At 45.6% G+C, this 14,712-nt stretch carries 10 protein-coding genes; 6 read left to right on the top strand and 4 right to left on the bottom strand.

What is annotated here, in order from left to right; translation table 11 throughout:
- The first annotated feature begins 83 nt into the window (after positions 1 to 83).
- Positions 84 to 2,624 carry an ATP-dependent helicase HrpB gene (gene hrpB, locus LG368_RS13640; protein ID WP_226755277.1) on the top strand — a complete coding sequence of 847 codons (2,541 nt, stop codon included), beginning with the start codon at positions 84 to 86 and terminating at the stop codon, positions 2,622 to 2,624.
- A gap of 99 nt (positions 2,625 to 2,723) precedes the next feature.
- Here hrpB and LG368_RS13645 read toward each other — a convergent pair whose 3' ends face one another.
- The 3 genes from LG368_RS13645 to LG368_RS13655 are packed head-to-tail and all read right to left on the bottom strand — an operon-like array spanning position 2,724 to position 5,298.
- Positions 2,724 to 2,861, bottom strand: coding sequence for a hypothetical protein (locus LG368_RS13645; RefSeq protein ID WP_226755278.1), 138 nt, complete (start codon positions 2,859 to 2,861; stop codon positions 2,724 to 2,726).
- Positions 2,861 to 3,871, bottom strand: coding sequence for a cytochrome d ubiquinol oxidase subunit II (gene cydB / locus LG368_RS13650; protein WP_226755279.1), 1,011 nt, complete (start codon positions 3,869 to 3,871; stop codon positions 2,861 to 2,863). Before cydB ends, LG368_RS13645 begins: the two co-directional genes overlap by 1 nt.
- The gene (locus LG368_RS13655; protein ID WP_226755280.1) at positions 3,871 to 5,298 is read right to left on the bottom strand and encodes a cytochrome ubiquinol oxidase subunit I; all 1,428 of its coding nucleotides are present in this window, start codon (positions 5,296 to 5,298) and stop codon (positions 3,871 to 3,873) included. The genes cydB and LG368_RS13655 overlap by 1 nt, the downstream gene beginning before the upstream one ends.
- A gap of 349 nt (positions 5,299 to 5,647) precedes the next feature.
- On the opposite strand from LG368_RS13655, the gene LG368_RS13660 reads away from it, so the two are divergent.
- Together LG368_RS13660 and LG368_RS13665 are read left to right on the top strand one after the other, a co-directional pair.
- Positions 5,648 to 7,561, top strand: coding sequence for a sensor histidine kinase (locus tag LG368_RS13660; RefSeq protein ID WP_226755281.1), 1,914 nt, complete (start codon positions 5,648 to 5,650; stop codon positions 7,559 to 7,561).
- Entirely contained in the window at positions 7,548 to 8,936 is a 1,389-nt protein-coding gene (locus LG368_RS13665) for a sigma-54-dependent transcriptional regulator (RefSeq protein WP_226755282.1), read from the top strand. The genes LG368_RS13660 and LG368_RS13665 overlap by 14 nt, the downstream gene beginning before the upstream one ends.
- 19 nt (positions 8,937 to 8,955) lie before the next feature.
- Here LG368_RS13665 and xseA read toward each other — a convergent pair whose 3' ends face one another.
- Positions 8,956 to 10,308 carry an exodeoxyribonuclease VII large subunit gene (gene xseA, locus LG368_RS13670; RefSeq protein ID WP_226755283.1) on the bottom strand — a complete coding sequence of 451 codons (1,353 nt, stop codon included), beginning with the start codon at positions 10,306 to 10,308 and terminating at the stop codon, positions 8,956 to 8,958.
- A 93-nt stretch (positions 10,309 to 10,401) separates the two neighbouring features.
- On the opposite strand from xseA, the gene guaB reads away from it, so the two are divergent.
- From guaB to sfsA, 3 genes are all read left to right on the top strand, one after another.
- Positions 10,402 to 11,868, top strand: a complete 1,467-nt coding sequence (gene guaB / locus LG368_RS13675; RefSeq protein ID WP_264194064.1) for an IMP dehydrogenase — start codon at positions 10,402 to 10,404, stop codon at positions 11,866 to 11,868.
- Between the two features lie 132 nt (positions 11,869 to 12,000).
- Complete coding sequence (guaA, locus tag LG368_RS13680) at positions 12,001 to 13,578, top strand: glutamine-hydrolyzing GMP synthase (protein WP_226755284.1); 1,578 nt, start codon at positions 12,001 to 12,003, stop codon at positions 13,576 to 13,578.
- A gap of 107 nt (positions 13,579 to 13,685) precedes the next feature.
- Entirely contained in the window at positions 13,686 to 14,405 is a 720-nt protein-coding gene (gene sfsA, locus LG368_RS13685; RefSeq protein WP_226755285.1) for a DNA/RNA nuclease SfsA, read from the top strand.
- Positions 14,406 to 14,712: the final 307 nt, after the last annotated feature.

Raw genomic sequence — 14,712 nt, forward strand, 5'->3', positions numbered from 1 at the left:
TTCGCGTTTTTGCATAAATGTGCGTTCGCGCAGAAAGGCATAAAAAACGTTATGATAAACGCAGTCGTCAAATGAGTGAGTTTATGATCACCGAATTACCTATCTATTCTCTTATTCCAGAGCTGAAACAACAGCTTCAACAAGGTCACGAAGCCATTATTGAGGCCGCTCCGGGAGCCGGAAAAACAACCGTTGTACCCCTTGCGTTACTCAATGAACACTGGCTAGGCGGTCGAAAAATGATCATGCTAGAGCCGCGTCGATTGGCCGCTAAGGCGGCTGCCCAGCGTCTTGCCGAGACATTAAACGAGCCATTAGGTAAACGTGTCGGGTACCGCATCCGTCATGAGGGCAAAGACAGCCAAGAGACACAAATTCTCGTTGTGACAGAAGGTGTGTTGACACGTATGCTCCACGATGATCCTAGTCTAGAAGATGTCGCCTTAATCATCTTTGATGAATTTCACGAACGAAATCTACACTCTGATTTGGCATTTGCTTTGTGTTTGCAAGCTCGTGAATTGTATCGTGATGAGGACCCCCTCAGACTTCTGGTGATGTCTGCTACGCTTGATACCGAATTATTGGAGGCACGACTTGGTTGCTCTACTTTAGTGAGCCATGGACGCTATTTTCCGATTACGACGCATTATGGCAATAAGTCATTAAAGGTAGCGCAGGTGACGGACGAGGTTGTTCGTTTAACTTGTCATGCTTTTGCTCATGAGACGGGCAGTATTTTAGTGTTCTTGCCGGGGCAAAGGGAGATTCGTTACGCAGCGACTCAGTTACAACAGCGTTTGGGGGCCGATCCACAGGTGACTATTTTACCACTCTATGGCGACCTCAATTTAAAGGAGCAGGAGGCCGTTATTCAACCCGTGTTAGCGCCTGCGCGAAAGATTGTGTTAGCGACAGCGATTGCCCAAACCAGTCTGACGATAGAGGGCATTCGGGTCGTAGTGGACAGTGGCTTAAGCCGCGAAGCTCGATTTGATGCGAATACCGCCACCACACGTTTGCATACTCGTCGTGCGACACAAGCGGAAACGGTACAACGAATGGGACGAGCAGGGCGTACGGACAAGGGAGTATGCTATCGCTGGTGGAGTGACACTCAGCAACACCAGTTAGCGCCACAGGCTCAGCCGCAAATTGAAATTAGTGACCTGAGCAGTTTGGTGATGGATTTAGCGAAATGGGGTGTACAAGATCGATTGGAGTTGGACTGGATCACGGCGCCTCCTAAGAGTCATTGGCAACAGGCGATTGATTTGCTGGTTAGTCTGAAGGCATTAAGTCATCCATTTGAGCTGAGTCCATTAGGTGAACAAATGAGTCTGCTTGGTGTTGAGCCGCGATTGGCCAGACTTTTATCCGATGGTCAGCACAGAGGCCAACTCGAACGCGCCAGTGCTGTCTGTGCCATTTTGTCAGAAGGTGACCCTTTTGCTCATCACCATAGTGACTTATCGGATCGCCTGTACTGGTTAGCCGGCCATTATCAGGCGACAGGTAAACGACCTAAATCGGCTTATTTAAAAGCGCAACGACAATGGCAAGTTCGCGGTGCGCAGTTAAAAATAACAGAGCAGGAAACAGAAAGCACTGTTGCCTCTTCACCGGTACAAGAGTCTCCTGAAAAAGAAGTCTCACACTTACTGGTTCGTGCTTTTAGTGATCGAATTGCACGACGAACAGATCAAAGTAGCGATAAAGTGCGCTATAAATTGTCCAATGGACGTATGGCGAGTTTGTCGCCGTTAGACCCTTGTGTCCAGCATGAGTGGCTTATTGTGTTAGAAATAGGTGGTCATCATGGCCAAGAAGAAGACCGTATTTTTCTTGCCTATCCCCTATCGCTACACACGTTGCAGCAAGATTTTAGTGATTTATTGGTTACACGATCTCACTTGGCGTGGTCAAAAAAAGACGCGCGTTTACTCAGTGAGGAGCAGCATTGGCTGGGTCGAATTTGTGTTGAAAAACGCAAATTGGTCAGCCCTTCATTGACTGAGGTAAGTACCGCTGTTTGTCAGTATATTCAGCAGGAAGGGCTTTCCGTGCTGTCATGGGACGCGGCCAGTAAACAATTACGTGCACGACTGCAATTTGCTTTTTTAAACGATGGTAACAACCAATGGCCAGACTGCTCTGATCATGGTTTGTTATTGACGCTTGATACATGGTTAGGCCCTTATTTGGGTACGGTTAATAATCAGCAAGCGATGAACAAACTGGCATTAAGCGACATTTTATTGAACCAATTAACTTGGGATCAACAGCAACAGTTGAATCAGCTTGTGCCGGCAAAAATGAGCGTGCCATCGGGTTCCCGTTATGTCATTGACTATGAAGAGGGTCAGCCGACATTAAGGGTGAAGTTGCAGGAAATGTTTGGTTGTACTGTGAGCCCTAATGTATTGGGTCATCCAGTGCGCATTGAGTTACTGTCACCTGGACAGCGTCCTTTAGCGGTGACATTAGACTTAGCGTTTTTTTGGCGAGAGGTGTACCCAGACGTTAGAAAAGAAATGCGCGGCCGCTATCCAAAACACCCCTGGCCAGACAATCCTCTTCAGGCAGAAGCGACTGCAAAAACAAATCGAGCATTAAGGCAATAAAGCATCAATGTTAAAGCAGAAACAAAAAAAGCAGATCATTTTAATGATCTGCTTTTTTATTAGGTCATCAGGGTAATCTCGTAGGCTGGATATATGAGCCTAAGGCAACCCTAGCATGAGCAATTTAATACCGTATGACATGCTGACTAGCACAATGAAGCCAATGCCATAAAACAATAAGAACCATTGCCATGTTTTAAGCTTTTCAGTTTTTTCTTTAAGCGATTTGAAAGACATTAGTAGCCCTCCTGATAATCCTCAACTTTACCTGAAAATACACGATATCCCCAAAGAGTGTAAGCACCAATGAGCGGGATAAAGATGCAAATACCTGGTACTAAAAAGAACAAACTACTGTCTGGCGACGCGGCTTCCATAAAAGTCAGTTGTCTTGGTATTAGGTATGGGAACAAACCAACTACTAACCCAGCAAACCCTAATAGGAACAATGTCGCAGCATACCAAAATGGGCGGCTCTCACGGTAAGTGCCATTTAATGTGTGAGCGCTCAAGTCTTTCCATGCCAAAAATGACACCAGTAAAGTTACAATCGGTAGGGGTGATAGCCACAAGAAATTATAGTTATCAAACCAACGTTGACGTACTTCTACCTGACTTAATACGGTCCATAAACTAACTACAACCATAGCGAATACAGTAATAATTAATAAGCGTTTTGCCATAGTAGCAGCGTGCTGCTGTATGCGACCACGACTTTTCATAAACAAGTAGCAAGCCGCTAAAAGAGCATAACCGGCCATAACAGCAAACCCTGTGAATACCGAGAAGGGCGTTACCCAATGAAAACTGGATAAACTGTTTGTTCCTTCAGGCACACCTTGCACCAAAGAGCCTAATAGCATTCCTTGGCAAAAGGCCACAACGGCTGAACCACCGCTGAACGCAAGATCCCAATATGGGCGAGAAGTATTACTTTTAAAACGATACTCGAACGCCACACCACGGAAAATCAAAGCAAACAACATCAACATAATAGGCAAATAAAATGTTGAAGTAATGCCTGCATAGGCGGCTGGGAAGGCAGCGAAGAGTACAACGCCACCAAACACCAACCAAGTTTCATTACCGTCCCAGACGTGGGAGATAGAGCGCATCAAATGATCGCGCTCGCCTTCTTGATTAAACCAAGGATACAGAATTCCAACACCTAGATCGAATCCATCCAGTAACACGTACATGAAGATGGAGAAGCCCAGAACAAGGAAGTAAAAAAGAGCAATATCCATCACTTATCTCCTTGCTTAACAGTTGCGTTATTGTCTTTCTCTTTTAGAGATTTCACCCAAGCTAATGCATAACCTGGTGCTTTCATACCAATCAATTGTTGCTCAAGCGCTTCCATAGATGGTGGCCCTTTTTTGATCAATTTACGCATGAAGTAGAGGTAAACACCTAACAACAGGCTGTAAATAATCACGAACATGATTAAGGTAAAGAGTACACGCTCTGGTGGCAGTGGTGACACAATCTCAGATGTGCGTACTAGGTTATATACGATCCATGGCTGACGGCCAATTTCCACCACGTACCAGCCTGCAACAACAGCGATGACGCCCATAGGTGTAAACAAGGTTACCAAAGATAGGAATGCCTTGTTCTCATACAAACCGCCGCTGCGACGCAAGATTAGTGCAAACAGAGCAATTGCAACCATACCGAAACCAATACCGACCATAAGACGGAAAGACCAAAATACTAACGGTACGTTTGGACGATCTTCTGGTGGTACCGCTTTAAGGCCTTGTACAGCACCATCCCAGGAGTGAGTCAGAATCAAGCTACCTAAGTTTGGAATGCCTAATTCATAGTCGTTTGTTTCTGTTTCCATGTTTGGCATAGCAAATAACAACAGTGGAACGCTTTCTTCCTCTTCAGGCCATATACCTTCCATTGCAGCCAATTTAGTTGGTTGATGTTCTTGTACATTTAAGCCGTGCAAATCACCCACGTAAACCTGTAACGGTGTTAGGACCAATGCGAACCACATACACATAGACATCGCTTTCTTCGCGAAAGGAATGTTTTGTTTTTTCAACAAGTAGTAAGCACTGATACCTGCAACCACAAATGTTGCAGTGATCAAAGATGCCATCAACATATGAGTAAGACGGTAGGGCATAGATGGGTTAAAAATGACTTCCATCCAGCTTTCGACTTCAAATTTGCCATTGACAATTTTATGACCTGCTGGGGTTTGCATCCAAGAGTTGGCCACAATGATCCAAAAAGCAGAAACCCAAGTACCTACCATCACGGTTAATGTCGCGAAGTAATGTAACTTGCGTCCTACTCGTTGCCAACCAAACAGCATAACACCGAGGAAGCCCGCTTCCATAAAGAAGGCAGTCAATACTTCGTATGCCATTAATGGCCCAAGCACGGCCCCTGTTATTTCCGAGAATTTGGAAAAGTTGGTACCAAATTCGTAGGAAAGAACGATACCGGAGACAACACCCATACCAAATGTAATGGCAAAGGGTTTAATCCAGAATTTAGCCAGCTGTAAGTAGTAAGGGTTGTGCGTTTTGAGCCACATCCCTTCAAATATAGCTATCAGCGTCGCCAAACCAATGGTGATGCTGGGGAAAATAATATGAAAGCTCACGGTAAACGCGAACTGTATCCTTGAGAGGATAGCAACATCTATATCCATTTTAGTTTCTACCTTTGAATATTAAGTTGAAAAACATAAGGCTAGCGACTAGGCATTGTTTTTATTTTTGGCGGAACGTAGTTGCTGAAACGCCAATGGCAAAATCGCTAAACCTACAATGCTAAAAAGTGCGATGACTTCAGTCATGAAAAATCCAGTATTCATAGTGGTTATCCTATTAGTAAAGATAGTATTGATGTAGATCAGTAATTATTAATGTAAGCAATGAGTAGGCCAACTTTTTATAAATTTTATCTTATTGATTTTTATAGAGAAAAATATCACTTTGCTTGGAGTGTAAAAAAAGTTTACGATTTTCTTATCACTAGGTGTAAACGAGGTTGACGAATTGACACTCTCTTTAATGTTTGAAATTGCCATGTTGGTGTCCAGCGTATGCGGTGTCTTAGTCGCTAGCTGGCTGTTATGGCGCGCACGTAAACAAAGTGATCTGCAGGCGCTAGCAGGCTTCGCTATCATGATGGCGATTTGGTGCTTTGGTCATGTGGTGTTGTTTCAAGGGTGGGAGCGAGTCGGAATTTATATCATCCTAGCGAATCCACTCATGCCAACTTTTTTCCTGCACTTCGCCATTCTCTTTGTTAATTCAGGTACGGCAAAGGAGGTCATGTTGGATCGGCTGTATCAGCTACTTCCTTGGTTTTATCTGACCAGCTTTGCGGTTGTGCTACAGAGCTGGTGGATGGGGGCAGGGGATGCGATCAGTACTCTATATACAGGGGCATTTTTTGTTTTTACCGACGCGGGTCTATGGAACCTGGTGTATACCGTCTTGATGGGCGTATTGGCACACGGTGTGCTCATGTTTGGTTGGTATCGACACTCGGGTAATAAAAAACGCTCTATTCTTGCCATGTGTGGCGTAGGGGCATGGGGGCTTTTATTAGCTACCAGCTTTGTGTTTCCTTCTTTTGGTATCAGCTGGTTCCCTTACCCAATGTTGTTATTGCCGACTTATTTGCTTTTGCTTGTTTATGCGGTAGTGCGTTATCAAATTTTATCAGTAAACGCTTTTGCTAACCGTGCCTTGTTGTGGTTTGCCATGATGATGGTCATTCTCTGTGTTATTGCCGTCATCAGTGTCGTCTCGGGAAGAGTAGGCTTACAGGCGCTCTCCAATGTTCCGAGTTGGCAGTTGTGGTTGTATTCTCTGTTGATCCTTGTTGTCGCTGCTTTGGTGTATCAACCACTAAGTCGGTTAGTGTCTCGGCTTATTTACCCTGGTGCATTACTGAATGAAGCGGTTTTGGACACTTGGTCAACCAAGTTAAAAGAAGCGCAAGATTGGGCTCAGCTCATTGAAGTGGGCGAAGCATTATTGTCAGCGCAGATACGGCGCCCTGTGGCGATACAACTGCAAATGCCGTCATTTGAAGTAACGCCACACAATAACGCACTTGCCATTCGCTTGTTGCGCTCAAAAGCCGGTTGGCATTTCTCGTTAATAGGTTGGGAAGATGCAAGCCCAGGAATGCGCTTAACGGCTGAAGTCTTTGCCTCCTTATTTTCGACCAGTTGTGGATTGCTTGAGCGTTCTTTAGCGCTTGCCGTGGCAGAGCGTAAAAGACTGGATGAACAGCATTTAGTTGAATTAGGGAGTTTGTCGGCGGCAATGGCCCATGAACTGCGCAATCCATTAAATATTATAGCCATGGCTGCCTACGATGCGCCCGCGGAAACGCGACAGCATATTCAAACGCAGTTAAAGCGTGCCGATCGTTTAGTTAGCGACATGTTGGTTTACTCGGGTGGTTTGTCTTTACAAATTGCGGTTACTCCGCTTCGCTCTTTAGTTGAGAGCATTCTGACGCAGTCCCCCGTTGGCAATGTGCTTTGTGAAGTAGACATAGATGAACAACTAGAGTTAGAAGCGGACCCTCAGCGGCTTCAGCAAGTGTTTATTAATTTAATTGATAATGCGCTGTCTTTTTTACGTAATACAGAAAAAGGAAAGTTGCGTATAACCGCTCAAGAGTATGCCGATCAGGTTGTTATTCATGTCCATAACAATGGGCCAAAGATCGACGAAAGTTTGCAAGGGGAGGTGCTGTTCCAGCCTTTTGTGACTAAGCGTGCTGGTGGCAGCGGATTAGGCTTGGCCATTGTTCGCCGTATTGTGGATGCCCATGGTGGGCATATTCAGCATCAAACAGACGCTGTTTGGCCTGTTACTTTTGAACTTGTTTTACCGCGCCATCATGCGCCTGCCCATTTAGGAAGACCCAGTTATGGCACAGAATAAAATACTTTTGGTCGATGACGAGCCCGCATTTCGAGAGTTAGCGAGTCGGTGGTTATCAAACCAGAGTTATCATGTAGAAACGGCCGGCAGTTTAGAGGATGCCTGTGACAAGATAGCGTCTTTTGATGCGGATCTTGTTCTACTTGATTTGTCTATGCCGCCACATTTTGACCCCCAAGTAACCATCGATGCCTTGCCAAAATTTGAAGGGCGACCAGTCATTATTATTACTGGGCATGCAGACCGTGAATTGGCATTGAAGGCCATAGAAATGGGGGCTTGGGACTTCATAGCAAAGCCAATTGATCCTGATATGTTGGCGGTTGTGGTGCGCCGAGCAATTACCAAAACCAAGCTAGAACGAGAGCTCACTCAGCTTAAAAGTGCTAGCCAGCAACCTAGAGGGGCTGCGGCTTATATCGGTCATTCTCAAAGTGCTCAAAAAGTTCGAGCGCTTATTGAGCGCATTGCACCAACGGATGTACGCGTTTTGGTAACAGGGCCGTCAGGCACAGGCAAAGAAGTTATTTCACGGGCGTTACACGATTTGAGTCAGCGTGCAACGAAGCCGTTTGTGTCTGTTCACTGTGGCGCGATACCGGCAGAACTGTTGGAAAGTGAGTTATTTGGTTATGTTAAAGGGGCTTTTACGGGCGCTGAAAAAGATAAGGTAGGGTTGTTGAGCCTTGCAGACGGCGGCACCTTGTTTTTAGATGAAATCGGCGAAATGCCACTGGCGATGCAGGTGAAGTTGCTAAGAGTGTTGCAAGAAGGCACTTTTTTCCCTGTTGGTGGACGTGAACAAAAGCATATTGATACACGGGTTGTTTCTGCAACGAATGCAGACCTGATGGAGAAAGTCCGAGAGGGTAACTTTCGTGAAGATCTTTATTATCGGATTAAAGGTGTCAATATTGAAACTCAGTCCCTTTCTGAGCGTCTAGAAGATGTGCCGGTTCTTTTACAATCATTTTTATCGGGGCTACAGCGGCAACATGGTAAGTCCTTGCAGCTTAGTCCCGATGCGGTGCAATGGTTTCGTGAACAGGCATGGCCTGGGAATGTAAGGGAGCTTAAAAACACGCTTGATAGCGTCGCTTCTATTTGCCCTACAGGGAGAATTACCCTTGAAGACATCAAGCTGTTGTACCCGAATGCGTCGATGGGCCGACAAGCGCCATCAGAGAGCTCGACTCAATCAAATGAGGTACTCCCTTTAAGCAACGCCACATTAGATGAACAGGTGAAAGCATTGGAAATCCGCCTTATTGACAAAGCGTTGTCGCAACAACAAGGTAACCGCACGCAAGCCGCGAAACAGCTCGGTATCTCACGACAAGGGTTGATTAAGAAGATTGAGCGATATGGGTTGTGATTGCTATTGATGTGTCTGATTATCTGATGGCTTTGGTTGTTTTTACCGTACAATTTACCTCTCCATCCTGAACTCGGACGGTTAATGCGTCACCTTTTTCTACATCATTAATAGAGCGAATTACGTGTGTGTCTTTTGAGGCGATGGCATAACCGCGAGACAAGGTATTGAGTGGGCTAACGAGGTTGAGTTTTTCAATGATTCGAGCAAAAGCGGTTTGTTTGTGAGCGAAGGTGTTGTTTAAAGCGCGAGATAGGCGTTTTTCCATGTCGAGCAATTGTTGCTTGTCTCGTGTGATGCGGTGAGTGGGGTTGCTCTTTTCTAATCTCAGAGCAGTGTTTTTTACTTGTGTCTGATGAAGTGATAAATGTCGTTGAATGCCGTGTTGTAAGTGGCGCTTGAGTTGGTCGAGTTGGTTTTGTTGTTGCTCAATACGTTCTTTCGGGTGACGAATGCGTTTTGTCGTGAAATCGAGCTGCTGTTGGCATTGCTCAAGAATGCGAGACATGCGTCGAGTGAGTTGTTTTTCTTGCTGCTCGATTTGTCTAATCAGCTGATTCCGGTCTGGGCTCAATAGTTCGGCGGCCGCTGTGGGTGTCGCGGCGCGAACGTCGGCGACAAAGTCGGCAATGGTAAAGTCGGTTTCGTGTCCTACGGCAGATACAATAGGCGTTTGAGCATGAAATATGGCTCTGGCTAATGCTTCGTCGTTGAAGCTCCATAAATCTTCCAGTGAGCCGCCACCACGACCAAGAATAATCGCATCAAAGTGACCGCTACAACCGGCGCGTTGTAATTGTTTGAGGATGTTTTTGGCAGCCTCTTTCCCTTGAACTAGCGATGGCAGAATCGTCAGTTCGGTCAAGGGGAAGCGGCGACGAAAAGCAATGATCATATCGCGAACAGCGGCCCCAATAGGTGAGGTGATAATCGCAACACGCTCTGGCTGACTGGGTAGGGTTTTTTTGTGTTTTGGTTCAAACAGGCCTTCGGTTTGCAGTGTGTTTTTGAGTCGTTCAAAGGCTTGTTGTAATGCGCCTTCGCCAGCAGATTCCATGCTTTCTACGCTGAGTTGGCAATCGCCTCTGGGGCCATAAAAAGTGACCCGAGCGCGCAAACGTACCATGTCGCCTTCTTTTGGGCGAAAACGCACGGCGTTGTTTTTGCTTTTGAACATGGCGCAACGAATTTGCGCTTTGTCGTCTTTGAGAGAAAAGTACCAATGGCCTGAGCCTGGCTTAGCTAGATTGGATATTTCGCCCTCGACCAAAATCCAAGGCAAACTGGCTTCAAGCAGCTGCTGAATTTGTCTATTTAGTTGCGAGACGGTAAAGGCGGTTTCTTGTGTTGGCGGTGCTGTAAAATTTTTCATCAATCTCTCGTGGTTTTGATTTACCGAGTGCAACTAAAGGCGTAGAATTACTTGCCATCTTAACACCCTTGTTGGCATTGGAAACTCCCCATTATGTTACGAATCGTGCAAGAAGCTTTAACGTTTGACGACGTTTTGCTTATCCCTGGCTATTCTGAAGTTCTTCCTAAGGATGTTAGCCTCAAAACGAAAATCACTAAAGACATTGAACTCAACATTCCACTGACCTCTTCTGCGATGGATACCGTGACGGAACATCGTATGGCGATTGCGTTGGCTCAAGAAGGCGGCATAGGCATTGTGCACAAAAACTTGACCATTGAAGAGCAAGCGTTAGAAGTCCGTCGAGTGAAAAAGTTTGAAAGCGGCATCGTTCGCGATCTAGTGACGATTCACCCAGAAGCTAGTATTAATGAATTAATGGCTTTAACGGCAACCAATAATATTTCCAGCGTACCCGTTGTACAAGGTACGGATTTAGTTGGTATTGTTACTAGTCGTGATGTTCGCTTTGTTAAAGACTTCAATAAAAAAGTCTCAGACATTATGACGCCCAAAGATCGTCTTGTGACGGCACTGGAAGGTGCGTCAGCAGGCTCTATTCGTAAGTTGCTTCATGAAAACCGCATTGAAAAAGTGCTGATCGTGAATGAGCAGTTTGAGCTACGTGGTATGGTGACGGTAACCGACTTTAATAAGGCAACAACCTACCCGAATGCGTGTAAAGATGATCAAGGTCGTTTACGTGTCGGTGCTGCAGTCGGTACAGGTGCTGACACTGGTGATCGCGTTAAAGCATTGTCTGATGCGGGTGTTGATGTCATCGTTGTTGATACTGCCCACGGCCATTCAAAAGGTGTCATCGATCGCGTTCGTTGGGTAAAAGAAAACTTTTCTCACATCCAAGTCATCGGCGGCAATATCGCCACGGCTGAAGCCGCCATTGCATTGGCTGATGCCGGTGCAGATGGTGTGAAGGTTGGTATTGGTCCTGGTTCTATCTGTACCACTCGTATCGTCGCTGGTGTGGGTGTTCCACAAATCAGTGCGGTTGCGAATGTGGCCGAAGCGATGAACCCACGTGGCATCCCTGTTATTGCTGATGGCGGCGTTCGTTTTTCTGGTGATATCGGTAAAGCGATTGCAGCAGGCGCGAGCGTTATCATGGTTGGTGGCTTATTGGCCGGTACGGATGAAGCGCCAGGTGAAGTGGTATTATTTCAAGGTCGCTCTTATAAAGCCTACCGTGGCATGGGGTCGCTTGGTGCGATGTCTCAGGCCCAAGGCTCTAGTGACCGTTACTTCCAAGACTCCAGCAGTGTTGAGAAGTTGGTGCCAGAAGGCATTGAGGGACGTGTTGCTTCTAAAGGACCAATGGCGTCTGTTATTCATCAATTGATGGGCGGCGTGCGTTCTTCTATGGGCTACACTGGCTCTGCCGATATTGAGACAATGCGCACGAAAACGCAGTTCTCAAAAATTACGGGTGCAGGCATGCGTGAAAGCCACGTCCATGACGTGACGATCACTAAAGAAGCACCAAATTATCACGCGGGTTAATCGCGGGTAAATTGTCAGCGAGATGGGGCGTATATTACGCCCCATCTTTATTTGATTGCTCTTACTATTATTCATTACTCTAGTGTCAAAAGAGATCGTCTTGTTGAATTAGAGTGAAAGGACAGGCTAACAATGTCGCAAGATATCCACGCTCATAAAATACTTATTCTTGATTTTGGTTCACAGTACACGCAATTGATTGCGCGCCGCGTGCGTGAAATTGGTGTTTACTGTGAAGTCCGTGCTTTTGATATGGAAGATCAAGAGGTTATCGACTTCGACCCTAAAGGGATCATCCTTGCTGGTGGCCCTGAATCTGTACCTGAGCCAGGTTCTCCTCGTGCACCAGAGGCTGTATTTACTTTGGGCGTGCCGGTATTTGGTATTTGTTACGGCATGCAAACCATGGCAGAACAACTTGGCGGCAAAGTCCAAGGGTCTGACGTCCGCGAATTCGGTTATGCACAAATTCGTAAGCACGATGGTCCTGCTTTGTTTGAAAACATCGAGGATCACATTGCCAATAATGGTGTGGCCTTGTTGGACGTGTGGATGAGTCATGGCGATAAAGTTATTACCATGCCAGAAGATTTTGTATTAATGGCTTCTACCGATAGCTGCCCAATCGCTGCGATGGCGAACGAAGCGAAGAAGTTCTACGGTGTACAATTTCACCCGGAAGTGACGCACACTCTCCAAGGTGGTCGTATTTTATCCCGTTTTATCGTCGATATTTGTGGCTGTGATACCTTATGGACACCGGCTAATATTGCTCAAGATGCGATTGAGCGTATGCAAGAGCAAGTTGGCGACAAGAAGGTTTTGCTGGCTTTGTCTGGTGGTGTGGATTCGTCTGTTGTAGCGGCTTTGTTGCATAAAGCCATCGGTGATCAGTTAACATGTGTGTTCGTAGACAACGGTCTGTTGCGTCTGCACGAAGGTGATCAGGTGATGAAGATGTTTGCGGACAACATGGGAGTCAAAGTTATCCGTGTCGATGCAGAAGATCTTTTCCTTGGTAAGTTGTTGGGTGAGAGCGATCCAGAGAAGAAGCGTAAGATTATTGGTAATACCTTTATAGAGATTTTCGACGAAGAATCTTCAAAATTGGATGGCATTGATTTTCTTGCTCAAGGTACGATTTACCCAGATGTTATTGAGTCTGCTGCGTCTAAAACAGGCAAAGCGCACGTGATCAAATCTCACCATAACGTAGGCGGCTTACCTGAAGACATGAAAATGGCGCTGGTTGAGCCGCTTCGTGAATTGTTTAAAGATGAAGTGCGTAAACTGGGCCTAGAGTTGGGCTTGCCATACGACATGGTGTACCGTCATCCATTCCCAGGGCCTGGTCTTGGAGTGCGTATCTTAGGTGAAGTGAAAAAAGAATACGCCGACATCCTTCGTCGTGCTGATGCTATCTTCATCGAAGAGCTGCGTCGCTCAGGTTGGTACGATAAAACAAGCCAAGCCTTTACTGTTTTCTTACCAGTGAAATCGGTCGGTGTGGTCGGTGACGGCCGTCGTTACGAATATGTTGTTGCACTTCGTGCGGTTGAAACTATCGACTTTATGACGGCGCGTTGGGCTCACCTCCCATACGATTTGTTGGAAACCGTATCTGGTCGTATTATCAATGAAATTGAACACATTTCTCGCGTGACCTACGACGTATCGTCTAAACCACCGGCTACCATTGAGTGGGAATAAAATACCCTCTGACTTATATTTAGAGTTAAGCGGCTCTCTTTTTAATAGAAAGAGGGCCGCTCTTGTATCTGCTGTACTGTTTTTTGATAAAGGTTTAAGGAGTTGATGTGAAATTTCCATCTACATTAATTGAGGGCAAGTTACTTAGGCGCTATAAGAGGTTCTTATCTGATATTGAGTTGCCAAACGGTGAGGTGGTCGCCCACTGTCCTAATACAGGTTCAATGAGGAGGTGTCAGCAGGATGGAGCTCGTGTTTGGTTATCTAAAAGTAATAATCCAAAGCGAAAGCTAGGCTACACATGGGAGTTAGTTGAGGTAGATGGTGAGTATCTCGCTTGTATTAATACGGGATGGCCAAACAAATTAGTGGGGGAGGCGATTGCCAACAACGTTATTGATGAATTAAATGGGTATTCAGAACAAAAAGCAGAAGTGAAATATGGTGAAAATAGTCGAATAGATTGGTTGTTAACCGATGCTGAAGGTAAGAAATGCTACGTGGAAGTGAAAAATGTCACCCTTTTGGAGAGTGATGGGGGCGGCTATTTTCCTGATGCCGTGACTGAACGGGGGCGTAAGCATCTGTTTGAATTGTTAAGAATGGTTCAAGAAGGGCATAGGGCAGTATTATTTTTTTGTGTGAGCCATGAAGGGATCAATTCTGTTTCTCCAGCAGCACATATAGACAAAAAATATGCAGAAGCGTTTAAAAGCGTCATTGATCAAGGTGTTGAGGTGATCGCTTATAAAGTGGCTATTTCTCAGAAAGAGATGTTTATTGATCAGTCTGTTCCTGTTTTAACCTCTTTGCCGATTAAAAGATAGACGGTTCCTTCGTTTTCTGATCGTTCCTTGATCTGTTTTACCTTTGTTTCAAATTAATTTGTACAAATCGTGTTTTTCTTCAAAAAAGGGTTGCACAAAATCTGTAGATCCTTAATATACGCCCTCGCTGACACGGACAGGGCTTCAAGCCTTAGCTTACTAAACTAAGTTAAGAAGATGAGTCGCTTAAGTGAATTGGCAACGCTCTTTAAAATAGATAATCAGATAATTTGTGTGGGCGCTCGCTGGAGTCTTCGGAAGATCGACATAGTTTGCTTAGTTTACTAGGTGGGTTATGAGTGATCAA

It is taken from the genome of Marinomonas algarum (assembly GCF_020532605.1).
GTDB lineage: Bacteria > Pseudomonadota > Gammaproteobacteria > Pseudomonadales > Marinomonadaceae > Marinomonas > Marinomonas algarum.